At 70.2% G+C, this 22,225-nt stretch carries 20 protein-coding genes and 1 pseudogene; 7 read left to right on the top strand and 14 right to left on the bottom strand.

Annotated features, from left to right (window positions below):
* Nucleotides 1–86 precede the first annotated feature (86 nt).
* Nucleotides 87–515 carry a hypothetical protein gene (locus SGFS_RS31810; RefSeq protein WP_286255384.1) on the top strand — a complete coding sequence of 143 codons (429 nt, stop codon included), beginning with the start codon at nucleotides 87–89 and terminating at the stop codon, nucleotides 513–515.
* On the opposite strand, the gene SGFS_RS31805 is transcribed toward SGFS_RS31810, so the two are convergent.
* Nucleotides 448–2,034 carry a recombinase family protein gene (locus SGFS_RS31805; RefSeq protein ID WP_286255382.1) on the bottom strand — a complete coding sequence of 529 codons (1,587 nt, stop codon included), beginning with the start codon at nucleotides 2,032–2,034 and terminating at the stop codon, nucleotides 448–450. The genes SGFS_RS31810 and SGFS_RS31805 overlap by 68 nt on opposite strands.
* Before the next feature lie 23 nt (nucleotides 2,035–2,057).
* On the opposite strand from SGFS_RS31805, the pseudogene SGFS_RS31800 reads away from it, so the two are divergent.
* The 3 genes and pseudogenes from SGFS_RS31800 to SGFS_RS31790 all read left to right on the top strand — a co-directional run.
* Nucleotides 2,058–2,663: pseudogene (locus tag SGFS_RS31800) on the top strand (circularly permuted type 2 ATP-grasp protein); the annotation flags it as partial.
* Nucleotides 2,660–3,595 carry an alpha-E domain-containing protein gene (locus SGFS_RS31795; RefSeq protein ID WP_286255380.1) on the top strand — a complete coding sequence of 312 codons (936 nt, stop codon included), beginning with the start codon at nucleotides 2,660–2,662 and terminating at the stop codon, nucleotides 3,593–3,595. The pseudogene SGFS_RS31800 and the gene SGFS_RS31795, both read left to right, overlap by 4 nt.
* Nucleotides 3,596–3,600: 5 nt before the next feature.
* Entirely contained in the window at nucleotides 3,601–4,473 is an 873-nt protein-coding gene (locus SGFS_RS31790) for a transglutaminase family protein (protein ID WP_286255378.1), read from the top strand.
* 51 nt (nucleotides 4,474–4,524) lie between these two features.
* On the opposite strand, the gene SGFS_RS31785 is transcribed toward SGFS_RS31790, so the two are convergent.
* The 4 genes from SGFS_RS31785 to SGFS_RS31770 form a co-directional block, all read right to left on the bottom strand.
* Nucleotides 4,525–5,037 carry a hypothetical protein gene (locus SGFS_RS31785; RefSeq protein ID WP_286255377.1) on the bottom strand — a complete coding sequence of 171 codons (513 nt, stop codon included), beginning with the start codon at nucleotides 5,035–5,037 and terminating at the stop codon, nucleotides 4,525–4,527.
* A gap of 55 nt (nucleotides 5,038–5,092) precedes the next feature.
* Nucleotides 5,093–6,664, bottom strand: a complete 1,572-nt coding sequence (locus SGFS_RS31780) for a hypothetical protein (protein WP_286255375.1) — start codon at nucleotides 6,662–6,664, stop codon at nucleotides 5,093–5,095.
* Nucleotides 6,665–6,817: 153 nt separating this feature from the next.
* The gene (locus SGFS_RS31775) at nucleotides 6,818–7,978 is read right to left on the bottom strand and encodes a sugar ABC transporter substrate-binding protein (RefSeq protein ID WP_286255374.1); all 1,161 of its coding nucleotides are present in this window, start codon (nucleotides 7,976–7,978) and stop codon (nucleotides 6,818–6,820) included.
* Between the two features lie 692 nt (nucleotides 7,979–8,670).
* On the bottom strand, nucleotides 8,671–9,168 hold the full coding sequence (locus tag SGFS_RS31770) for a hypothetical protein (protein WP_286255373.1): 498 nt from the start codon (nucleotides 9,166–9,168) through the stop codon (nucleotides 8,671–8,673).
* 354 nt (nucleotides 9,169–9,522) lie between these two features.
* Here SGFS_RS31770 and SGFS_RS31765 point away from each other — a divergent pair, with 354 nt between their 5' ends.
* The gene (locus tag SGFS_RS31765) at nucleotides 9,523–9,897 is read left to right on the top strand and encodes a VOC family protein (protein WP_286255372.1); all 375 of its coding nucleotides are present in this window, start codon (nucleotides 9,523–9,525) and stop codon (nucleotides 9,895–9,897) included.
* A 120-nt stretch (nucleotides 9,898–10,017) separates the two neighbouring features.
* Here SGFS_RS31765 and SGFS_RS31760 read toward each other — a convergent pair whose 3' ends face one another.
* The 6 genes from SGFS_RS31760 to SGFS_RS31735 form a co-directional block, all read right to left on the bottom strand.
* On the bottom strand, nucleotides 10,018–10,470 hold the full coding sequence (locus tag SGFS_RS31760) for a heat shock protein transcriptional repressor HspR (RefSeq protein WP_286255370.1): 453 nt from the start codon (nucleotides 10,468–10,470) through the stop codon (nucleotides 10,018–10,020).
* Between the two features lie 5 nt (nucleotides 10,471–10,475).
* Nucleotides 10,476–11,657 carry a molecular chaperone DnaJ gene (gene dnaJ / locus SGFS_RS31755; RefSeq protein ID WP_286255369.1) on the bottom strand — a complete coding sequence of 394 codons (1,182 nt, stop codon included), beginning with the start codon at nucleotides 11,655–11,657 and terminating at the stop codon, nucleotides 10,476–10,478.
* A gap of 42 nt (nucleotides 11,658–11,699) precedes the next feature.
* Complete coding sequence (grpE, locus tag SGFS_RS31750; protein ID WP_286255367.1) at nucleotides 11,700–12,374, bottom strand: nucleotide exchange factor GrpE; 675 nt, start codon at nucleotides 12,372–12,374, stop codon at nucleotides 11,700–11,702.
* Nucleotides 12,371–14,224, bottom strand: coding sequence for a molecular chaperone DnaK (gene dnaK / locus SGFS_RS31745; RefSeq protein WP_286255366.1), 1,854 nt, complete (start codon nucleotides 14,222–14,224; stop codon nucleotides 12,371–12,373). Before dnaK ends, grpE begins: the two co-directional genes overlap by 4 nt.
* Before the next feature lie 201 nt (nucleotides 14,225–14,425).
* Complete coding sequence (locus SGFS_RS31740) at nucleotides 14,426–15,079, bottom strand: DUF4328 domain-containing protein (protein WP_286255364.1); 654 nt, start codon at nucleotides 15,077–15,079, stop codon at nucleotides 14,426–14,428.
* Nucleotides 15,080–15,206: 127 nt separating this feature from the next.
* A complete protein-coding gene (locus tag SGFS_RS31735; RefSeq protein ID WP_286255362.1) occupies nucleotides 15,207–16,283 on the bottom strand; it encodes an MraY family glycosyltransferase in 1,077 nt (358 codons plus the stop codon).
* Between the two features lie 298 nt (nucleotides 16,284–16,581).
* Here SGFS_RS31735 and SGFS_RS31730 point away from each other — a divergent pair, with 298 nt between their 5' ends.
* Nucleotides 16,582–18,864 carry a (Fe-S)-binding protein gene (locus SGFS_RS31730; RefSeq protein ID WP_286255360.1) on the top strand — a complete coding sequence of 761 codons (2,283 nt, stop codon included), beginning with the start codon at nucleotides 16,582–16,584 and terminating at the stop codon, nucleotides 18,862–18,864.
* Nucleotides 18,865–19,020: 156 nt separating this feature from the next.
* On the opposite strand, the gene SGFS_RS31725 is transcribed toward SGFS_RS31730, so the two are convergent.
* Nucleotides 19,021–19,812 (bottom strand): DUF6281 family protein, encoded by a 792-nt coding sequence (locus SGFS_RS31725; RefSeq protein ID WP_286255358.1) that lies wholly within the window; start codon nucleotides 19,810–19,812, stop codon nucleotides 19,021–19,023.
* Between the two features lie 209 nt (nucleotides 19,813–20,021).
* Between SGFS_RS31725 and SGFS_RS31720 the strand changes: the two genes are divergently transcribed.
* Nucleotides 20,022–21,494: an FG-GAP and VCBS repeat-containing protein gene (locus tag SGFS_RS31720; protein ID WP_286255356.1), complete on the top strand. Its 1,473-nt coding sequence runs from the start codon at nucleotides 20,022–20,024 to the stop codon at nucleotides 21,492–21,494.
* A 63-nt stretch (nucleotides 21,495–21,557) separates the two neighbouring features.
* On the opposite strand, the gene SGFS_RS31715 is transcribed toward SGFS_RS31720, so the two are convergent.
* Nucleotides 21,558–21,815 carry a hypothetical protein gene (locus SGFS_RS31715; RefSeq protein WP_286255353.1) on the bottom strand — a complete coding sequence of 86 codons (258 nt, stop codon included), beginning with the start codon at nucleotides 21,813–21,815 and terminating at the stop codon, nucleotides 21,558–21,560.
* Nucleotides 21,812–22,105, bottom strand: coding sequence for a hypothetical protein (locus SGFS_RS31710; protein WP_286255351.1), 294 nt, complete (start codon nucleotides 22,103–22,105; stop codon nucleotides 21,812–21,814). The genes SGFS_RS31715 and SGFS_RS31710 overlap by 4 nt, the downstream gene beginning before the upstream one ends.
* Nucleotides 22,106–22,225: the final 120 nt, after the last annotated feature.

The raw sequence follows: 22,225 nt of genomic DNA, 5'->3' as shown, positions 1-22,225 counted from the left end.
CCACAGTGGCAGCAGGTACAGCGCTACTAGCAGGCGGCCTAGCGGTCAGTGGACACGGACTCATCCGCAGCCACCCATCCTGCTCCATGGCCGGAACAAGCCTCGTCGTCACTGCGCTGACGTTCATAGCTCTGGTCATCATCCGCGGGTGGATCGGCGACGCCCGCGACGAACGCCGCGAACTCGCCATCTCCCGGCGGGAAGCCGACGCTCAACAACGCAAGTACTTCGCCCTCCAGGCCTTGCTCGAATGTGAAGCAACCAGGCTGCACCACGCCGTGGCCACTGAGCAGGCACAAAACGCGGCCACGCTCATCGCCGAACGCGAAGCGATGCACGCCGAACTGGAAGAGCAACGTCTCCAGATCTCCACAGAGGCGTTCCGCACCGGAGTTGAGATGGAGAGAGCCGGCATGCTCAAGCCCGACGCCCCCATCCCGGCCAACCTCATTCAGTTCCCAGACCGATCACCCGGGCGCGAGCATTCCCGCGGACACGGAGTGGTCGGTCCCTGAACCCCGGCTCCCCGGCCCACGCCAACTGGACACGGCTCGACACCCGGCGGCTACCAGCCGCCTTGAACAGCCGCACCGTCACTATCGACCGGACAGCCTCCCGCCGCTGGTCCAACGTCAACCCCGGCTCCATATCGGTCCCGTTCCACACCGCCTCCGGGTCCGGCGCGCTCAGCAGCCGCTGAATCAGCACCGGCGTCCCCGTCACCCGCTCAACCCGGGCCCGCGCCTCATCGATCTGCGGTTGCAGCGCAGCCTCCAAACTCGCCAACGACGCCACCGACAGACGCGGCCGATTGTTCTCATCAAGCTGCGTCGCCAGCCCCCGCGCCTCCTCCAACTGGGCAGTCAGCTGATCCACCTGCTCCTGCGCCAACGCCGACGCGGCACGCACATCCGAGTCGTCGGGGACGAGCGCGGCACGGGCCTTCGGCTTGTCGGCGAGCCAGCCGAACAAGGCCTCCTCCACGTACGCGTCGAGCGCATCCTTCTTGATCGACGTGTCGTGTCTGGACTGGCAGGAGTACATGGCGCTGCCGTTGGTGTGGTTGAACTTGGTGAGGATGGCGTGGTCGCCGCACTCCCCGCACAAGGCGATGCACGACAGCAGATGCTTGGGCTGGTTGCCCTGCTGCGTACGCCGCTCCGGGTCCGTGAGACGTTTAGCCACCCGCCGGAACATCGCCTGGCCCTCGGCAGTCTCAAGGCCCTTCAGCGGATCCCACGTGGCCCTGCGGAGCACGCTGCCCTGATGGACACGCTGCCCGACGTACGCCGGGTTCATCAACATGTAGCGGGCCAAGTCCGTGGTCCACTCCACCCCGTCCGCACGGGCCGCGTCCGGGGTGTCCTGAAGCCACTCGACGACCGCCGTCAGCGAGTCCCCCGAGTCGAAGCGCTCCATCGCAGCAACCACCTGCGGGCCGCGCTGCGGATCCTCGAACTGGCCGATCAGATCACCAGTCGCCGGATCGTACCTCCGGATATACCCGAAGGGGATCTTCCCGTGCGGCTTGCCGGCCTGCGCGTTGAGTTCGACGGTGCGGACGTTGCGGTCGCGGATGCCCTCGGCTTCGTCCTCGGCGGCGATGGCGTCCTGTGCGGTCATCTTGCGGTCGCCGCGCTTGGACAGGTCGTAGACCTGGTTGTCGTAGCAGAGGAGGACGTTGGCGGCGAGGCAGGCGTTGCGGAGGCGGACGTACACCTCAAGGTCGCGGTAGTAGCGGCTGGCTTCGAAGGCGACCACGATGTTGCCGCGGCCTTCTTCGATGGCGTCGAGGAGGTCTTCGAACTCGTCGCGTCGTTTCTTTGCGTGGCGGCTGGCGGAGATGCCGGTGTCTTTGAACTCGTGGGCGATGTTCCAGTCGTGGGTGTTGCAGAGGAGGCGGCCGGTGGAGAGCTGGTCGGAGACCGAGCTTCCCTTCTTTTTCGGGTCGCGGCTGTTGCGGCCGTAGAGGAGGGCGTTGAAGGGTGTGCGGCCGGGATAGACCAGGTGTAGGTATTCGGGTGCGACGGGCATGGCGACACGATAATGCGTGTCGTGTCAACTGTGCTATGGCGGACGACAAGCTGCTCTACACGTACGTACCCGACCTGATCCGCTACTACCTCGGTGAGGAACCGATTCTCCCGAACGTCGAGTCCTTCCGGCCGGACGAGCCGGGGCAGTTGGAGGCCGTCCTCGACCAGATCGACCAGCTCGTCATCAAGCCCGTCGACGGGGCGGGCGGGCAGGGCATCGTGATCGGGCCGAAGGCGGACCGGGAGACCCTGGAACTCACCCGTGCGGCCGTCGCCGCCGATCCCCGGGGCTGGATCGCGCAGCGGCCGGTCGCGCTGTCCACCTCCCCCACGCTCGCCGGTGAACGCATGGCGCCGCGCCACATCGACCTGCGGCCCTTCGCCGTGAACGACGGCAGCGAGGTCTGGGTGCTCCCCGGCGGGCTGACCCGCGTCGCCCTCCAGGAGGGCAACCTCATCGTCAACTCCAGCCAGGGCGGCGGCTCCAAGGACACCTGGGTCCTCGCGGAGGGCCCCGCCGAGCAGTCGTACGAGGACGTGAGCGGCCCGCCGCCCGAGAAGGCGCCGCGTCAGCTCGGCCCCGACGGCACCCGCGCCATCGTTCAGGAAGGGGCGCAGCAGCAGTGAACGACGTGATCCTCTCCCGGATAGCCGAGGCCCTGACCTGGACGGGACGGTACGTGGAGCGCGCCGACGCGACCGGCCGCATCCTCGACGCCTATCTGCACCGCCTGTTGGAAGACCCGTGGCGCGACGAGGACGCGGCCTGCCGCTCCCTGTACGCGATCCTCGGCGTGGACGCCGGTGACCAACCGGTCGACATGCAGCAGGTGCTGGACCAGCTCGCCTTCGACGCGCGCTCGACGGGGGCGATCGAAGGGGCACTGGGCGCTGCCCGGCTGAACGCCCGCAGTGCCCGTGAGGCCGTCTCCTCCGAGATGTGGGAGTGCCTCAACTCCACCTGGCACGCGCTCGCCGACCAGCGCTCGGCGGCGCGCCGCACCGGCGGCCCGTACGCGTATCTGGAGATGGTCCGGCGCAGAGCCGCCCTCTTCTTCGGGCTCGCCGACTCCACGATGAGCCGTGACGACAGCTGGCGGTTCGTGGTGCTCGGGCGGAGCCTGGAGCGGGTGGACATGACCGTACGGCTGCTGTCGGTGCGGGTGCTGGACGCCGCGCACGCGCCCGACTGGCCGACTCTGCTGAGCGCGTCCGGCGCCGACGAGGCGTACGCGCGGCTGCACGGCGGCTTCGGCGACAGCCCCAAGGTCGCCGAGTTCCTGCTGCTCGACCGCGACTTCCCGCGCTCGGCGCTGCACGCGCTGACCACGGCCGAGGAGTGCCTCGCCGCACTCGGCCGCCCCCGCCAGGACCCGGCCCGCCGCCCGATCGGCGCCCTGCGCACCCATCTGGAGTACCTCGACTCCCAGTCCCTGGAGGCCGGACTGCCCGTCCTGCTGCGGGACCTGCAGCAGGCCTGCATGGCGTCGGCGGAGGCGGTCGCCGACAAGTTCTTCCCGTACCAAGGTCCCGTCGAGTGGGCCCAGGAAGGAGCGTGACCCCGATGACACCTCCGACACCTCCGGCGACGAACGCCACCCGGCGGCTGCGCATCCGGCACATCACCCGGGTCGCGTACGCCCAGCCCGCGGCCTCCTCCCACAACGAGGTCCGCATGACCCCGCTGACGCTCCCGGGCCAGACCACGCTGGACGCGCGGGTGCTGGTGAACCCGTCGACGCCGACCTGGTCGTACTGGGACTACTGGGGCACCCAGGTCACCGGCTTCGACCTGATCGAGCCCCACTCCGACCTGACGATCACCGCGTCCAGCCTGGTGGAGACGGCCCCGCCGGAAGCTCTCGAAAAAGCCCCCGGGTGGGCGGAGATCGCGCGGGCGTCCCACGACTCCCGCCTCCTCGAATACCTGACCCCGACCCGGCGTACGACCGTCCCGGACGCGCTCGTCGAGCGGGCGCGGGAGGTGGCGGGCGGGCTGGACGCCCACGAGACGGCGGTCGCGGTGTCGTCGCTGGTCGCCGACCACGTGTCGTACGTGCCGGGCTCGACCGGTGTGAACACGAGCGCCGCCGAGGCGTGGGAGCAGGGGGCCGGGGTCTGCCAGGACATCGCCCATCTGGCGCTCGGGCTGCTGCGCGGGCTCGGGCTGCCCGCCCGCTACATCTCGGGCTATCTGCACCCGGAGCGCGAGGCGGAGCTGTACCGGCCGGTCGCCGGGCAGAGCCACGCCTGGATCGAGTACTGGGCGGGCGACTGGTCCGGCTACGACCCGACGAACCGCACCCGCGCCGACGAGTCCCATGTGGTCGTCGGCCGGGGCCGCGACTACGACGACGTGACCCCGCACAAGGGCGTGTACCGGGGTGTGGCCGGAGGGCCGCCGGAGGTGACGGTGGAGTTCACGCGGGTGGCGTGAGCCCCCGCGCTCCCGGGGGCCGTACCGCCCGTGCGGTACGGCCCCGCCGCCTCACTCCCGCTCGTAGTCCGTCAGCACGCAGTCGTCCTCGGCCTCGATGCGCTGGTACTGCTGCGGGGTCTGCATACCGGGGTTGCAGTCAAGGAAGAGCAGGCCCTGGTCGAGGAGGGTCTGCACGGCGCTGCCGCGGTCGACGTCGAGGGCGAAGTCCATGCCGATCATGAGGACGTCGTCCTCGTTCTCCTCGTTGGCCGCCACGTCCTGCTGGAACTTGGTCATGTCGGTGACGTGCACGAAGAAGATGTCGGAGTCCTCGTCGATGTCGCACTCACCGCCGCCGTCGACGGCGTTGCTCACCTCGGACTTGATGAGCGGCAGTTCGTCGCTCTCGACGTAGTCGGGGTCCGTGCAGCCGACCTGCTTGTTCAGATAGTCGGCCACGCCCTCGCTGGTGCGGAGCATGGGCAGCTCGACCTCGTCGTCACCGCAGCCGGTGAGGGTCAGGGCGAGCAGCAGCGCGGCGGCGGAGGCCAGGGCCGTACGAGTACGGGGAGGGGTACGCAAAGGGAGTCCTCTGGGATGTCTCTGGGGATGTGGATGAGCGGTGGCGCGGGGGGTGTCAGGAGGCCGGCGCGAAGGCGAAGAAGCCCGCGCCGGTGGTGAGGAAGCCGTAGCCCGACGAGTCGTCGACGACGGGGACGTGGTCGGTCGGCAGATCCTTGGCGAGGACCTCGCGGGTACGGGGATCGACGGCGAGGCCCTTCTCCGAGCTGCCGGGGGTGATCGTCAGGCCGTAGAGAACCTTGCCGTCGGCGGTGAAGCGGACGGGGTCCAGCGGGTTCTCGCCGGAGCCCTGTTTCTGCGCCCACAGCTCCTTGCCGCCGGGCAGCTGCCAGACGGTCGTGCCGGTGAACGCCCCGTCGCGGGGCCTGTCCTCGGCGGCGAGGTCGCCTGAGGGGGCGTAGAGGACGGCCTCGGTGGCCTCGAAGGAGTCGGTCAGTTCGCCGCTTTCGAGGTCGTAGCGGGCGTGGATCCAGATGTCCGAGGTGCTTCTGCTCGACATCCAGGCCAGCAGGACCTCGCCGTCGCTGACGTCGAGCAGGGAGAGGGTCTCGGACGCGGGCGTGGGCTCGGTGCCGGGTTCGCCGTCGTCGTAGAGCTCCACGCCGGGCGGGATCTCCGCGTCGGCGCTGCTCCAGATTTTCTTGCCGGTGGTGAGGTCGTTCAGGGTGACGCGGACCATGTCGGAGCCGCTGACGTTCGCGTTCTCGAAGCCGGCGTAGTAGCGGCCGTCGAGGACGGGCGCGGCGGTGGCCCGGGCGCCGGTCAGCAGTCCCGTCTCGGGGCTGAACTCGCAGGTGGCGCCTTCCTCGGTGCAGGGCACCGTGCGGGCGGTGCCGTCGCCGACCGGGACGAGGCGGAGGGTGTCGCCGGCCGCCTCGACGCGGTGGCCGCCGGTGAGGGCGGCGGCGTAGTACAGCCCCGTATCGGTGTCGGTGCCGGTATCGGTTTCGGCGCGCGGCACGACGGTCCTGCCCAGCTCATGGCCCTCGGCGTCGTACAGCGTGACCTTCGACGTGGTCCTCTCGGCCGTGAGCCCGTCCGACCCGGCGGTCTCGGAGCGGCCGACGGCGAGCGCCGGGGTGCCGTCCCGCCAGGTGGTGAGGGTGACCGAGTCGGTGGTCGCCTTGAGGGTCCCGCGCACCTTCCCGGTCTTCGCGTCGCGGAACTCAAGGGTCAGCCGTTGCGGCGTCTCGGACAGGTACAGGACGCGGTTGGGGCCCTGGGGTGTCCTCTTCGCGTAGCCGGAGTCCCAGGCGTCGGGGTCCAGGAAGGCGTCGTCGTCGTGGAGGTCCGGGAGATACGCGCCGCGCGCGTCCTTGGCGAACAGGAGGGTGCCGTCGAGGTCCAGCGCGCCGGGCCCCTGATCGCCGTCGGAGGCGAGGCTCCAGGCGGCCTCGCGGGCGAAGCCGGGCAGTTCGGGCCCCTCGTACGCGGGACCGGCGGCGGCCGTCGCCCCGCCTCCGGACGTCTCCTCGGCCTTGCCCGCCGAGCCTTCGCCGGCTTTCTCGGAGCCGCCCCCGCTGCACCCGGTGAGCAGGGCGAGCGACAGGGCCATCCCCGCGATGCCTGTGAGCCCGACGGCGCGTACGCGTGGCCGTACGCCCCCGTCGCCGTTTCTTCGACGCATCCGACAGTCGTCCCCCGTGATCACGACATGACAGACCGCAACCCTAGACCATGTGCCGGGCCGCGCGCCGGTCTTGCTGCGTCGTCGGCCCGGCCCTGCACAGGATCTCCGCGAGGGCCCGGGGGCGTCGAGGTGCGTCGGGGACGGTGGGGGCTACTTCAGGCCGAGCGCGGCGCACCTGGCGGCGAACTTGGATGTGCAGATCTGCTCGAGGGTGTAGATGCCGTCAGCGAGGACCGTCTCGTCGATGTTGTTCTTGGTCAGCGCGACGGGCGGCACCAGCTGGGACGGGACGTCCTTGGTGGTCGGGGAGTCGACCTTGTCCGCGGCGAGCGCGTCGAACTCGATCGAGCGGCCCTGGAGCTTGGCGACGGCCATCTGCGCGGCGGCCCGCGCCTCCAGCGGGAACGACTTGTACACGGTCATGTACTGGTCGCCGGAGATGATCCGCTGCACCGCGTCCAGGTCGGCGTCCTGCCCGGTGACCGGCGGCACCTTGGAGACACCGGCGGTCTTCAGTACGTCGATGACGGCGCCGGCGATGCCGTCGTTCGCGGCGTAGACGCCGTCGATGTTGTCCACGCCGAGCTTGTCGACCGCCTTCTCCATGTTGACCTTGGCGACCGCCGGGTCCCAGTCCTTGGTGTCGAACGTCTCCGAGATCGTCACCTTGTCCTGGAGCTCGGAGAGGGCGCCCTCCTTGAACATGGCGGCGTTCGGGTCGGTGGGCGAGCCGTTCATCATCACGATCTTGCTGGCGACGCTGTCACCGAGGTCCTCCGTCAGCGAGCGGCCCTGCACCTGGCCGACCAGCTCGTTGTCGAAGGAGACGTATCCGTCGATCGGCCCCTGGGCCAGCCGGTCGTACGCGATGACCGGAATGCCCGCGTCGTCCGCCTTCTGGATGCTGCTCGCGATGGTCTCGGAGTTCACGGCGTCGACGATGATGAGGTCGACCTTGTCGGCCACCATCTGTTCGAGCTGGGTGTTCTGCTTCGTCTCGGACTTGTCGGCGTTGGCGTACTTGACCGTGCCCTTGCTGTTGGTGAGGTTCTCGACCTCGTCCTTGATGATCGGGTAGTCGAACTGCTCGTACCGCTTGGTGTCCCTGTCCGGGAAGAGCACGCCCACCGTGATGTCGTTGCCCATCGTGGGGGTCGCCTTGACCTCGTCGCCCTCGATCATCCCGCACGCGGCCAGGGACATGGCCGCGGCGGAGGCGGCCAGCGTGAGGGCGGTACGGCGCAGAACGGCGGTACGGCGTATGCGGCTGTCGGCGGCGGGGAGGGTGTTGCGGGTATTACGGGCGTTCACATCAAGGGCCTTCCGGGCGTGGGCGCAGCACTGCGACCCAGATGGCTGAAAGCCAACGTGGTGACCACCTCAGCGTCAAGGAGTAATCACTTAACGAGATGACAACAGCCTTGTGTGGTCTCGGTGTGAAGAGGGTAAAGCAAGGGCCTCGCGGGGTCACCGCGCGCCCTTCACCCGACGGGCGCGGCGGCTGTCTCCGGCAGACGCCACGGGCGCGCGTACCGGGTCGCACCCCCTTCGGCGCGGGGGAGTTCGAGTCGCGGTCGGCCGGGTTCGCCCTATCGGAGTCGGCTGGTCAGGACGGTGACCGGGCCCGCGGAAATGGACGCGGACATGACCACGGCAACCGAGACGATCACCATCCCCGGAGGCCGGGCGTCCCACTCGGACCGCCGCACAGAGCGCACCCTGGTGGCCGAACTCACGCCGCACCGCATCGCGGCGCATCCCGTGACGGCCCCGGCATCCGACCGCCCAGGGCGGACGTTTCAGGGCGGGACGCGGCCCGCTTCTGTAACTCTCGGTAACAGGGGAAGGGGTTCACACCGGCCCACCACCTGTACGGCGAGGCGCAAATCCGACCGTGTCATGGGCACGGCCGCCGACGGCTGCGCCCATGAGGCCCACTCCCGCAGCGGGGCCACGAGCCCCACTGCCACAGCAGGGCCACGAGGCCCACTTCCGCAGCGGGGCTACGAGGCCCACTTCCGCAGCAGGGCCTCCCGCTCCTCCCGGCGCGGGGTTCCCTCGGCGCCGCGCCCCCACTCCTCCAGCGCTCCCAGGTCCGCCGTACCGTCCGCCAACCGCTTCAGCAGCGCCACGGACAGGTCGTACTCGGACTGCGCGTACCCTCCGGCGGCGGCCGCGACGTACGCCTCCAGCTCCACCGTCCCGTCGGCGGTGTCGAGATGCACCTCGAAGGCGCCCGGGGAGTCGCCGCCGCCGCTGATCGTGCTGACGACGAGGTCCACTGCGGCGCCGACGAGCAGCCGGGAAGTGGAGGGCCGGATCTTCATGTCCCGCACCTCGACGCCGCCCACCTCGCCCCAGGCCCAGCTGCCGCCTTGGTCGGTCCCGAGCCCCTCCACACCGGCCGCCGTGAGCCGCACGCCACGCCCGTACCCCTCCGGCTCGGACCCGACGTACACCACGCCGTCCTCCGTGACCCAGAACAGTCCGACCATGGCCATGAGTTGCCTCCCCTAGTGCGCTGTACACGTCTCCCCTGTTGAGACACCGTACGACGGCGGATGGTTCAGCGGCCGGGCGGGAGACGGGAGTTGGCCACCGGACGGTTGAAAATCGCCGTTGTCGCCTTCCCTCCCGTCCCGTAGGGTCGGTCGACATGAACACCGGACCGGCGTCGCGACGCCACACACGGATTGGCCACCCGGTGGAGGGCTGATCGCACGGTGGGTGCGTCGACGGCACCCCGGCACCTCGCATTCGGCACGCGGACCTCCTGGCGCCCGAGCACCACGAGCCCGTTCCTCTCGTATCCCCATCCTTCGTGCTTCGCGCCGAACGACAACGAGGTCAGCCGAATGTCAGCCACGTTCAACCACACCATCATCGCCTCCAAGGACCGCGAGCGGTCGGCCCTGTTCTTCCGGGAGTTGCTGGAACTCACCGAAGCGCCGTCCTGGGGACCGTTCACCAACGTCCAGCTCACCGACGGCGTGCTGCTCCAGTTCGCCGAGCCGCCGGTGGAGATCCAGATGCAGCACTACGCGTTCCTGCTGGACGACGAACTGTTCGACCGCGCCTATCAGCGTCTGTGCGACCGCGGCATCACGCACTGGGCCGACCCCCAGATGCGCCGCCCCGGCGAGATCAACAACGAACACGGCGGTCGGGGCGTGTACTTCAAGGACCCCGCGGGCCACGCGATCGAGCTGATCACGCGGCCGTATCTGTAGACGACACGAGGGACCTGTCGGTACTGGTGAGTACCGGCAGGTCCCTCGTCGTTCGCTCAGTCATTCAGCCGCTCAGCCGCTCACTCGCTCAGCCGACCAGTCGCCGCTCAAGACATGACGTCAGTCCGACGGCTGGCGCCCCTTCGGCCGCCACACCACCAGCGCGCTGGTCTGCTGCACCTCCTGGTACGGCACCAGGTCGCGGCGGTACGACGCGTGGACCGCGGCCTCGCGCTGCTGCATCGCCGCCGCCGCGCCCTCGACCGCCGACTGGAGTTCGGCGACGCGCTGCTGGAGCGCGGCGACCTGGTTCTCCAGTTCGATGATGCGCTTGATGCCGGCCAGGTTGATGCCCTCGTCCTGCGACAACTGCTGGACGGTGCGCAGGAGTTCGATGTCGCGGGCCGAGTATCGGCGGCCGCGCCCGGCCGTGCGGTCCGGGGAGACCAGGCCCAGGCGGTCGTACTGGCGCAGGGTCTGCGGGTGCAGGCCCGAGAGCTGGGCGGCCACCGAGATGACGTACACCGGTGTCTCTTCCGTCAGCTCGTACGGATTGCGTCGACGACCGTCCATCTCTCTCATGCTCCCTTCGCGGCCTGGAACAGCTCCGCCCGCGGGTCCTCTTCCGCGGTCGCCTCGCGATACGCCTCCAGTGCGTCACGAGCCTTCCCCGACAGGTCCTTCGGGACACTCACCTCGACCGTGATCAGCAGGTCCCCGCGGGTGCCGTCCTTGCGGAAGGCGCCCTTGCCGCGGGCCCGCATCGTGCGCCCGTTGGGCGTGCCCGAGGGCAGCTTCAGCGTGACCGGCGGGCCGCCCAGGGTCGGGACCCTGACCTCCCCGCCGAGCGCCGCCTCGGCGAACGTCACCGGCACGGTCACCGTGAGGTTGTCCTCCTTGCGGCCGAAGACCGGGTGCGGGTCCACATGCACGACCACGTACAGATCACCGGCCGGGCCGCCGCGCTCGCCGGGTGCCCCCTTGCCGCGCAGCCGGATCCGCTGGCCGTCCGTGACTCCGGCCGGGATACGGACCTGCATCGTGCGGGAGGACCTGGCGCGGCCGCTGCCCTTGCAGTCCAGGCAGGGGTGCTCGGCGATGAGGCCGCGCCCCTTGCAGTCGGGGCACGGGTCGGTGAGGGAGAACCCGCCGCCCGAGCCGCGCGCCACCTGGCCGGTGCCGACGCAGGTCGGGCACACGCGGGGCGTGCCGTTCTTGTCGCCGGTGCCCGAACAGGCCTTGCACGGGGACTGGGAGGACATGCGCAGCGGTACGGTCGCGCCCTCGATGGCCTCGGTGAAGCTCAGCGTGACCTCGGACTCGATGTCCTGGCCGCGCCGGGGCTGCGCACGTGTGCCCGCGCCCGCGCCGCCCCGGTTGAACAGGCCCCCGAAGACGTCCCCGATGCCCCCGCCGAAGCCGCCGGAGCCGCCCTGGCCCTGGGCGCCGCCTCCGAAGAGGTCGCCCAGGTCGAAGTTGAACGAGCCGCCGCCCGCGCCCGGCCCGGGGCGGAAGCCGCCGTTGCCGAAGAGGGCGCGGGCCTCGTCGTACTCCTTGCGCTTCTTGGGGTCGCCGAGGACGTCGTTCGCCTCGGAGATCTCCTTGAAGCGCTCCTCGGCCCTGGCGTTGCCCTTGTTGGCGTCCGGGTGGAACTCGCGGGCGAGCTTCCGGTACGCCTTCTTGATCTCGGCCTCGGTGGCGTCCTTGGGGACGCCGAGGACCTTGTAGAAGTCCTTCTCGATGAAGTCCTTGGTGCTCATCCTCGACGTCCCTCCTTCCCCTCGGTGTGCACGCGGTCGGCGTCAGCCCTCGTCCGGGCCACCGCTCTCCTTGTCGTCGCCCGCCTCGGCCTCGTCGGCCTTGACGGCCTGCGCGCCCGGCTGCGGTTCGGCGACGGCCACCCGCGCGGGGCGGATGGTGCGCTCGCCGATGCGATACCCCGGCTGCAGAATCGCCACGCACGTCGTCTCGGTGACGTCCGGCGCGTAGCTGTGCATCAGGGCCTCGTGGAGCGTCGGGTCGAAGGGCTCGCCCTCCTTGCCGAACTGCATGAGACCCATCTTCGCCGCGACGGTCTCCAGCGACTCGGCGACGGACTTGAAGCCGCCGACCAGTTCGCCGTGTTCCCGCGCGCGGCCGATGTCGTCGAGCACGGGCAGGAGTTCGGTCAGGAGGTTCGCGATGGCGATCTCCCGGACCGTGATCCGGTCGCGCTCGACCCGGCGGCGGTAGTTCTGGTACTCGGCCTGGAGCCGCTGGAGGTCCGCCGTGCGCTCACCGAGCGCCGTACGCACCTGGTCCAGCTGGGCCGTCAGACCGGCCACCTGGGCCGCTGCTGCCGCGTCCCCGGCCGGGGCCGCCCCCTCCTGGGGGGCGGCCTTCGGCTCGGCGTCCTCGGAGCCGGAGGGGACGTCGGGCTGCTGCGGCTGAGCCGACTGCGGCTGCTGCTCGTCGAAGCCCGGGGTCTCCTCTGTCACGCGGCACCGTCCTTGCGGTCCTCGTCGACGATCTCGGCGTCCACGACGTCGTCGTCGGCCTTGGCGTCACCGCCACCCGCGCCGGCACCGGCCTCGCCGCCCGCGGCCTGCGCGGCCTGGGCGTCGGCGTACAGGGCCTGGCCGAGCTTCTGCGAGACGGCGGCGACCTTCTCGGTGGCCGTACGGATCTCGGCGGTGTCCTCGCCCTTGAGCGTGGCCTTCAGCTCCTCGACGGCGGCCTCGACCTCGGTCTTGATGTCGCCGGGGACCTTGTCCTCGTTGTCCTTGAGGAACTTCTCCGTCTGGTAGACGAGCTGCTCGCCCTGGTTGCGGCTCTCGGCGGCCTCGCGGCGGGCGTGGTCCTCCTCCGCGTACTTCTCGGCCTCCTGGCGCATCCGGTCGACCTCGTCCTTCGGCAGCGAGGAGCCGCCGGTGACGGTCATCTTCTGCTCCTTGCCCGTGCCCAGGTCCTTGGCGGTCACGTGCATGATGCCGTTGGCGTCGATGTCGAAGGCGACCTCGATCTGCGGGACACCGCGCGGGGCCGGCGGCAGACCGGTCAGCTCGAACATCCCGAGCTTCTTGTTGTACGCCGCGATCTCGCGCTCGCCCTGGTAGACCTGGATCTGCACGGAGGGCTGGTTGTCCTCGGCGGTCGTGAAGATCTCGGACCGCTTGGTCGGGATCGTCGTGTTCCGCTCGATGAGCTTCGTCATGATGCCGCCCTTGGTCTCGATACCGAGGGACAGCGGGGTCACGTCGAGGAGCAGGACGTCCTTGACCTCACCCTTGAGGACACCGGCCTGCAGGGCGGCGCCGATGGCGACGACCTCGTCCGGGTTGACGCCCTTGTTGGCGTCCTTGCCACCGGTCAGCTCGCGGACGAGCTCGGCGACGGCGGGCATACGGGTGGAGCCACCGACCAGGACGACGTGGTCGATCTCGGACAGGCTGATGCCCGCGTCCTTGATGACGTTGTGGAACGGCGTCTTGCAGCGCTCGAGCAGGTCCGCGGTGAGCTGCTGGAACTGGGCGCGGGTGAGCTTCTCGTCGAGGTGCAGGGGACCCTCGGCGGAGGCGGTGATGTAGGGCAGGTTGATCGAGGTCTCGGTCGAGGACGACAGCTCGATCTTGGCCTTCTCGGCAGCCTCACGCAGCCGCTGGAGGGCCATCTTGTCCTTGGCGAGGTCCACGCCGTGCCCGGCGCGGAACTGCTGCACCAGGTAGTCGACGACGCGCTGGTCCCAGTCGTCACCACCGAGGTGGTTGTCACCGTTGGTGGCCTTCACCTCGACGACGCCGTCACCGATCTCGAGGAGGGACACGTCGAACGTGCCGCCACCGAGGTCGAAGACGAGGATGATCTGCTCGTCCTTGTCGAGGCCGTAGGCGAGGGCGGCGGCGGTCGGCTCGTTGACGATGCGGAGGACGTTCAGTCCCGCGATCTCACCGGCCTCCTTGGTGGCCTGCCGCTCGGAGTCGTTGAAGTACGCCGGGACGGTGATGACCGCGTCGGTCACCTTCTCGCCCAGGTACGCCTCGGCGTCCCGCTTCAGCTTCTGCAGGATGAACGCGGACATCTGCTGCGGGTTGAACGGCTTGCCGTCCAGCTCGATCTTCCAGTCCGTACCCATGTGACGCTTCACGGACCGAATCGTCCGGTCCACGTTCGTGACCGCCTGGCGCTTGGCGACCTCGCCGACCAGCACCTCACCGTTCTTCGCGAAGGCGACGACGGACGGCGTGGTCCTGGCACCCTCGGCGTTGGTGATGACGGTGGGCTCGCCGCCCTCCAGAACGCTGACGACGGAGTTAGTCGTGCCCAGGTCGATGCCGACCGCACGTGCCATTTCAATTCCTCCAACAATGACTTGAGTGGAACGGACTCAAGTGTGCATGACCCTTCCCGCTCGGTCAACAGAGCTGAGTCGAGGGGGCTCAACTTTTATCTGCTGCTTATGTGTAGGTGGCGGGTGAGCTGGGGGTTTGTGGGGTTGAGGGGGGGTTGGGCGGCGTCAAACGATCACCTGTCCGGGGGTACGCGGTGGGGGTCATGGGGCGTACCGCTGCTGAGTCGCCGTCAGCGCGCGTACGACGAAGACGGCCGCCACCGCCGCGCCGATCACCGCCGCGTCGGCCGCCAGGAGCAGCTCCACCTTGTCGTAGGCCCGTGCGATGACCTCGTCCGTCGTGTCCGCGTACATCAGGCCCGTGCCGCTGAGCATCGCCACGAGCCACAGGGCCCACCACCAGTTCACCGCGCGCGGCAGTCGCGCCTCGGGGGCGCCGGCGTGGTGGATGTCGGCGACGACTCCGCGGGGGATCCAGAGGTTCGCGACGGGGATGATCCAGCCGGCGTAGACCCAGATCCCGGCGTAGCGCGGGGGTCGGCCGGAGAGGGTGCGGGCGTTGTCCCGGAGGCGTTGCAGCCAGAGCAGGAACGTGAGCGCGCAGATCAGGGTGGCGACATCTCCCACCGAGCTGACGACGTGGTAGCCGTCCTCCAGCGGCGTCGGCAGGCGCTGCCGGTCCCCGTCCCGGTAGAGCGGCCCGGCGTCCGGCATCCCGGCCGCCGCGAGCCGAACGTGCCACAGGGCCCGGGCCACCCACGCGGCACCGGCGAGGGCCAGGGCCATGACGGCACCGCGGGCCACCCAACGAACCGGGCTCAGCACGGGCGGACGCGGGGCTATGTGATCGTTCATCGGGGCATCCTTGTCGATGGACGACCGCACCTGCCAGGCCCCACGCCCGAAGCGGCGCCCGAAGCGACACCCGACTCGACCGACACGACCGACGCGCTCGGCCCACCCGTTCACCCTGCCGGTCCGGTCAGCTAGTCCGCCGCCTGAGTGCCAGCTGGCCGTCGCGGTCGTAGGGCCGCGGCGCGGCGCTCCTGCCCGAGGGCGTCCCGTACGGCCGCCGCGGCCGTCCCACCCCCGGCCGGTACACCGGCACCCACACCAGCCCCAGCACCACGATCCCGGCCGCCCCCGCCACCCACCACACCGCCGTCGGGCCCAGGCGTCCGAGGTCGATCAACAGGCCCATGACCGCACCGGCCAGGGCCGCGACCCCGACGGCGACCGTCGCCGCCCCGGGCGTCACGCCGAGTCGGCGCAGACGATGGACGACGTGGTCGGGGGCCGCACGCAGCAGCGGCCGGGCCGCCCGGCGGCGCGAGACGAGGACGAGTACGGCGTCGGCGGTCGCGACCGCCGTCAGGGCGAACACCGCCGCCGGGCCGGACCAACCCGTCTCGGCGTCCGCGTGCACGAGCACCACCGTCGAGGCGAGGACGAAGCCGACGAACAGCGCCCCGCACCGGCCCGGCACCACCCGCGCCGGAGGGCGGCCGAGGACCAGGAAACCGGTGAGCGCGGCGGCCAGTACGCCGAGCAGGGCGGCGACCTCGCCGTAGAACGCGGCGGCGGCGCATCCGCCGAGCGCGAAGGCCGTCACGGCGCCGACGGCCCCGAGCACGCCGTCCGCGTGGTCGAGGGAGGCGAAGGCGAATGTCAGCAGTACGGTCAGCGCGACGGCCGCCACCGCGCCCGCGGCACCCCATTCCTCGTACGGCAGGGCCACCGCGGCCACCCCGGCCACGCACCCCGTCTGCACCACGGCCGGCACCCGTCGCACATCGGCGACCAGCCCGAGCAGCGCGACCGCGCACCCTCCGGCGAGCAGCCACGCCGCCTCCTCCCCCAGCGGCGCGACCCCGGTCCACTCGCCGCCGAGGGCCACGAGCGCGGTCCCACCGGTCACCGCCAACCCGCCGAGCAACGGCACCACCCGGCCCCGCCGACGCTCGACCAGACCGAGGCGCACGGCGGGGGCCCGCAGCAGCGCGGTCAGCACGGCGGTGAGGAGCAGGGCGGAGGCAGCGGAGGCGATCCCGTACAGCACAAGCCGAGGTTATGACGGTATGCCCCGATATTGCGGGAATAACACGATCGGGTTTACGGGGTGGCACGGGCTCGGATCGGCTCGGATCGGCAATCCCCGCGAACGGCCGCGCCACCCCGGACCGACCCGTCCGGCACCGCACAGTCACGCCACGGTCACTCAGGCAACCCTCAGCGACGCAGATCACCGCCTCGCTGGCTACAGTGCGGCAAGAGATGAGGGTAGTCTCGAAGTACCACCTAAGTTACCGCTTAGTAATCTCGCTGAGACCTCCCTCGCAGGCCCGAGGAGCCCCGACATGCAACTCGCCGCGATCATCGTGTCGCTGGTTCTGACCGTGGTCGGCGTCGCGCTGCTCGCACGCGCCATCGGTCAGTTCTTCCGGTATTTCAAACTGGGCCAGCCGGTCCCGGCCGGCAGCCGTACCGACAATCCCTATCAGCGCAGTGTGACGCTGGTGCGGGAGTTCCTCGGCCACACCCGGATGAACCGGTGGGGCATCGTGGGCTTCGCCCACTGGTTCGTTGCCGTCGGCTTCCTCACCCTGCCGCCGACCCTCGCCCAGGCGTTCGGCCAGCTCTTCAAGGCCGACTGGGTGCTGCCGGTCATCGGTGGGTTCCTGCCGTTCGAGCTGTACATCGAGTTCATCGGTGTGATGACGATCCTCGGCATCGCCGTGCTCATCGTGATCCGCCTGCTGAGCCTGCCCTCGCGCGCCGGCCGCAAGTCCCGCTTCGCGGGCTCCAAGGCCGGTCAGGCGTACTTCGTCGAGTACGTCATCCTCACCATCGGTCTCGCGATCTACGTGCTGCGGGGCCTGGAGGGCGCGCTGCACCACGTCGAGCACTACGAGGCCGGGTACTTCGCCTCGTACCCGCTGGTCCTGGCCTTCAAGGGGCTGAGCGTCCCGGCGCTGCAGAACCTCGTCTACCTCACCGCGATGGTGAAGATCAGCACCTCGTTCATCTGGATGATCGTGGTCTCGCTGAACACCAACATGGGTGTCGCCTGGCACCGCTTCCTCGGCTTCCCGAACATCTGGTTCAAGCGGAACGCCGACGGTGCCACCGCCCTGGGTGCCCTGCAGCCGATGACCAGCGGCGGCAAGGCGATCGACTTCACCGACCCCGGTGACGACGACGTCTTCGGTGTCAGCCAGGTCGAGCAGTTCTCCTGGAAGGGGCTGCTGGACTTCTCCACCTGCACCGAGTGCGGTCGCTGTCAGTCGCAGTGCCCGGCCTGGAACACCGGTAAGCCGCTGTCCCCGAAGCTGCTCATCATGTCGCTGCGCGACCACGCGCACGCCAAGGCGCCGTACCTGCTGGCCGGTGGCGGCAAGAGCATGGAGGGCGAGGAGAAGGCGTCCGAGGAGCAGCTCAAGGACGTTCCCGCCGCCGCGCTCGCCGAGGCCGAGCGGCCGCTGATCGGGACCGTCGAGGAGAACGGCGTCATCGACCCCGATGTGCTGTGGTCCTGCACCACCTGCGGTGCGTGCGTGGAGCAGTGCCCGGTCGACATCGAGCACGTCGACCACATCGTCGACATGCGCCGCTACCAGGTGATGATCGAGTCCGCCTTCCCGTCCGAGGCCGGGACGATGCTCAAGAACCTGGAGAAGAAGGGCAACCCCTGGGGCCTGGCCAAGAAGCAGCGCCTGGAGTGGCTGAAGGAAGTCGAGTTCGAGGTTCCGGTCGTCGGCAAGGACATCGAGGACCTGTCCGAGGTCGAGTACCTGTACTGGGTCGGCTGCGCGGGCGCGCTGGAGGACCGGGCGAAGAAGACCACCAAGGCCTTCGCCGAGCTGCTGCACATGGCGGGCGTCAAGTTCGCCATCATGGGCGGCGACGAGAAGTGCACCGGTGACTCCGCCCGCCGCCTCGGCAACGAGCCGCTGTTCCAGGAGCTCGGCATGGAGAACGTCGCCGCGCTGAACATGGCCTTCGGCGAGGACGACGACGACCCGGAGACGAAGAAGCCGAAGTCGGCCAAGAAGATCGTCGCCACCTGCCCGCACTGCCTCAACACGCTCGGCAACGAGTACCCGCAGCTCGGCGGCGACTACGAGGTCATCCACCACACCCAGCTGCTCCAGCACCTGATCGACGAGGGCAAGCTGATCCCGGTGACCCCGGTCGAGGGTCTGATCACCTACCACGACCCCTGCTACCTGGGCCGCCACAACAAGATCTACACGCCCCCGCGCGAGATCATGTCCGCCGTTCCGGGCCTGCGTCAGCAGGAGATGCACCGCCACAAGGAGCGCGGCTTCTGCTGTGGCGCCGGTGGCGCGCGGATGTGGATGGAGGAGCGGATCGGCAAGCGCATCAACAACGAGCGTGTCGACGAGGCCCTGTCCCTCAACCCCGACATCGTCTCCACCGCCTGCCCGTTCTGCCTCGTCATGCTCACGGACTCCGTGAACGGCAAGAAGAACGAGGGCAAGGCCAAGGAGTCCATCACGGTCGTCGACGTCGCCCAGCTCCTCCTGGAGTCCGTCAAGACCCCGGTCCCGGACGAGGACGAGCCCCCGGCGGGCACGGCGGAGACGGAGAGCGAGCCGGAGCCGGAGCCGGTGAAGTAGCCACGGGCCCGCCCGTCCAGCCTGGTACCCCGCCAGAGTGGTAACCGGTCAAAGCGGTTACCGGTCGAAGTGGGTACGTGTCTGGGCGGGCGGCTCTGCGACGCCCCCTGGTCCAGTAAGGACCCGGGGGCGTCGCCCGTTTCGCCGCCCGACCGCCTACTGCGCCGAGAGCAGCTTCTCGACCTCCGGCGGCAGATCGTCGCCCAGACGCACCATGAAGTACGGCTCCTCGTCCGCCGAGCGGCGGATCGCGATGACGTCGGCCGGGTCCAGCCCCTCGACCTCGTACGCCTCGAACCGCTCCGGCTCGGGCGTGGCGGCGCCGTCGCCGTCGCCGTCGCCGTCGCCGGGGGTGTCGTCGCAGTACGTCGTACGGGCCGTCCCTACCTTGGCGCCGAGTTCGAACTCGGCGCCCGCGCGGCCGGTGTAGGTGTTCTCGCCGTACTCCACGGCGAACGCGCACCTCGCGGAGCTCGCGCCGCTGCCGCCTCCGTCGTCACTGTCTCCGCTGTCTCCGCTGTCTCCGCTGTCTCCGCTGTCTCCGCTGTCGCGGCCGAAGATCCTCTCGGCCGCCTTGTTCACACCCTCGTCCTCGGTCCCATGGAGCACGACGTGCACCTCCCCCTTCGGGGACTCGCGGACCGCGATGGCGTCGTCGGTGTCGACGCCCTTGAGGGCGTACACCTTGTAGAGGGTCAGGTCCTCTTCCGGGACCCGGTCCTCATCGCCGCCGCCCTGGTCGTCGCAGAACGACTCCCGTGCCGTGCCCAACTCGGCGCCCAGCTCGTAGTCGACGCCGCCCACGTCGACGTACAAGCGGTCGTCGTAGTCCACGGCGAACACGCACGAGGCGCTGCTCTGCCCGCCGCCGGCGAGCGCGGAGCAGCCGACGGCCAGTGGGCTCAACGCCAGGGCGGCCAGGGCGATCCGTACGCGGATACCGGTCATCGTCACGTCTCCTAGTCAGTGGTGTTCTGCGGTCGCTTCGCACCGCAGACGCACGACCGCCGACGAACGTTCGCCCGCACTCGGGTTCACTTCTCGGCCACCCGCACACAACCCTTCGTCCGTCTCTGGTGTCACACCCAATAACGGCACGCCCACCGTCCTCCTCCTGGGGGGCACTCGTGGTTGCGAATCCTCACCTGGAGCCCCCCATGTCCCCCTCTCCCCACCAGCGGCGCGGCCTCCGGCCGACGCGCGGGCGAAGAGCTTTTCCAGCCGTCGTGCTCGTCGCGGCCTCCGCTCTGGCCGTCGGCGTGCTGACCGCGCCCACGGCCACCGCCGCCCCGTCCGTGCGCAGCGACTTCAACGGCGACGGGTACGCGGACCTCGCGGTCGGCGTCCCCAAGGGCACCGCCGTCGGCCGGGCGGAGGCCGGGTTCGTACATGTGCTCTGGGGCTCGGCCAAGGGGCTCGGGGGCCGCACCAGCAAGATCAGCCAGGCGAGCGCCGGTGTTCCGGGGACCGCGGAGGCCGGGGACCAGTACGGGTACGCCGTGCAGTCCGGCGACTTCAACGGCGACCGCTTCGCCGACCTGGTCGTCACGGCCCCCGGCGAGCGGGTGAAGGCGTCCGGCCGGCGTGGGGGCGCCGCCTACGTCCTGTGGGGATCGGCCAAGGGCCTGAAGTCCGGGTACACGATCGCCAAGGGTGTCGACAACCAGCAGCTCGGCCGGCTCGTCACCGCCGGGGACTACGACGGCGACGGCGACCAGGACGTCGTACTCACCGTGGGCGGCGAGGAGGTGGGCCAGAGCGTCCTGCGCCGCGGCCCGCTCACCACCGCCTCGCCGACCACCCCGGTCGATGCCTATAACTTCGGCGACGCCCGCGCCCTGACCAGCGCCGACTTCGACGGCGACGGCACGGACGACTTCGCGTCCACCTTCTACGGCATGGAGAGCTCCGGCACCCGCGTGCGCTCGCTCGCCTCCGGCACCTGGGAGACCCGCTGGCGCACCTCCGACTTCGGCTCCGCGCTCGCCGCCGGTGACTTCGACGGCGACCACCGCACCGACCTCGCGATCGGCGAGGTGCACCGCAATCCCGAGTCCGACCGCACCCACTGCGAGGACCAGCTCGGCGGCGCCATCGCCACGGTCTTCGGCGCCCCGGGCACGACACTCGGCGGCAAGGTCACCTGCACCACCCAGTCCTCCCCGTCCGTGGGTGGCACGGCGGAGACCGAGGACAACTTCGGCGCCTCGCTGGCGGTCGTGGACCTCGACGGCAGCGGCGACGCGCTGCTCGCGGGCGCGAGCCACGAGACCGTGGGCACGGCGGCCCGGGCGGGCGCGTACTGGGAGCTGGAGGCGGGCGGCGACGGCGTCTTCACCGGCCCGTCCTTCAGCCAGAACTCCCCCGGGGTGCCGGGGACAGCCGAGCAGGGCGACCTGTTCGGCGCGGCGGTGACGGCGGCGGACTACGACACGGCGGGGTACGACGACCATGTGATCGGCGCGCCGGGCGAGGCTGTGTCCAACAGCGGCTCCGCCGCAGGCCCTGCGGGTGCCCTCTGGTACCGGGCATCCGCAGGCGACGCGCCCCGCCTGCCGGCCGTGACGCTCAGCCCGGCGAAGCTGCGGCTGTCGGGGGCGGTGGGGTACGGCAGGGTGCTGAGCCGATAAGGCGCCGGGTGAGTGTGTGAGTGGGTGCTCAGGGCGGACCCCGGGCACCCACTCATCGCTCCGTCACGCCCTGTCCGCCGCCATGATGCCGACGCATTCTTCGAGCGCGCCGTGCAACGCCGGTACGAAGGCGGCGAGTTCGGCGTCCGACGACCTGCCTCCCTCCAGCACGGCCCCGACGACCGCGACGAGGACGGCGGCGGCCTTCAGGGCGTGCACGTCGGCCAATTCCTCAAGGAAACCGCCGGGTCGCGCGACCACGAACGCCTCCTTGCCGGTGCCCGGGTCGACGCCGAGGCTGCGAAGACGTGACGTACTCATACGGCTGCCTCCAACGGGACGTAGTCCTGGCCGAGCGTCGCGAGAACGGCCGCCCGGCGCCGCGCCCGCTGAAGCCGTTGCCGGTCCAGCTCGTCCCGCTCGCGTTCCCATACGGCGACGTACGGGCGGACCAGGGGGAGGCCGTCGGCGAGGATGACCTCGCTGTGCGGATGGGGCGGACGGGGCGGGCAGGGCGGCCAGGGGGTGAGTCCCTGCCGTGACACGGCGGCTCGGTGCGCTCCACGAGGAGGCAGGAAGAAGGTCAGGATCGCGGCCATTAGGCTGCGCATAGGTCGACTCCTGTTCAGTCGGCTCAGGCCCCGGTGAGGAAGTAGCCGCTTCCAGTCGGGGCCGTTCTGCTTTCGGAGCCACGATACCCGTAGATAACCGCAGATAACCACGGATGCACA

The sequence above is a fragment of the Streptomyces graminofaciens genome, assembly GCF_030294945.1.
GTDB lineage: Bacteria > Actinomycetota > Actinomycetes > Streptomycetales > Streptomycetaceae > Streptomyces > Streptomyces graminofaciens.
Note: the sequence above shows the minus strand (reverse complement) of the source record. Positions and strands in the feature narration are given on the sequence as shown.

Excerpts from the sequence above, each read along its gene's own strand:
- SGFS_RS31810 (WP_286255384.1), top strand. The coding sequence starts at position 87 with ATGGCCGGAACAAGCCTCGTCGTCACTGCGCTGACGTTCATAGCTCTG.
- SGFS_RS31805 (WP_286255382.1), bottom strand. The coding sequence starts at position 2,034 with ATGCCCGTCGCACCCGAATACCTACACCTGGTCTATCCCGGCCGCACA.
- SGFS_RS31790 (WP_286255378.1), top strand. The coding sequence starts at position 3,601 with ATGACACCTCCGACACCTCCGGCGACGAACGCCACCCGGCGGCTGCGC.
- SGFS_RS31780 (WP_286255375.1), bottom strand. The coding sequence starts at position 6,664 with ATGCGTCGAAGAAACGGCGACGGGGGCGTACGGCCACGCGTACGCGCC.
- SGFS_RS31770 (WP_286255373.1), bottom strand. The coding sequence starts at position 9,168 with ATGGCCATGGTCGGACTGTTCTGGGTCACGGAGGACGGCGTGGTGTAC.
- SGFS_RS31765 (WP_286255372.1), top strand. The coding sequence starts at position 9,523 with ATGTCAGCCACGTTCAACCACACCATCATCGCCTCCAAGGACCGCGAG.
- SGFS_RS31760 (WP_286255370.1), bottom strand. The coding sequence starts at position 10,470 with ATGGACGGTCGTCGACGCAATCCGTACGAGCTGACGGAAGAGACACCG.
- dnaJ (WP_286255369.1), bottom strand. The coding sequence starts at position 11,657 with ATGAGCACCAAGGACTTCATCGAGAAGGACTTCTACAAGGTCCTCGGC.
- dnaK (WP_286255366.1), bottom strand. The coding sequence starts at position 14,224 with ATGGCACGTGCGGTCGGCATCGACCTGGGCACGACTAACTCCGTCGTC.
- SGFS_RS31740 (WP_286255364.1), bottom strand. The coding sequence starts at position 15,079 with ATGAACGATCACATAGCCCCGCGTCCGCCCGTGCTGAGCCCGGTTCGT.
- SGFS_RS31730 (WP_286255360.1), top strand. The coding sequence starts at position 16,582 with ATGCAACTCGCCGCGATCATCGTGTCGCTGGTTCTGACCGTGGTCGGC.
- SGFS_RS31725 (WP_286255358.1), bottom strand. The coding sequence starts at position 19,812 with ATGACCGGTATCCGCGTACGGATCGCCCTGGCCGCCCTGGCGTTGAGC.
- SGFS_RS31720 (WP_286255356.1), top strand. The coding sequence starts at position 20,022 with ATGTCCCCCTCTCCCCACCAGCGGCGCGGCCTCCGGCCGACGCGCGGG.
- SGFS_RS31715 (WP_286255353.1), bottom strand. The coding sequence starts at position 21,815 with ATGAGTACGTCACGTCTTCGCAGCCTCGGCGTCGACCCGGGCACCGGC.
- SGFS_RS31710 (WP_286255351.1), bottom strand. The coding sequence starts at position 22,105 with ATGCGCAGCCTAATGGCCGCGATCCTGACCTTCTTCCTGCCTCCTCGT.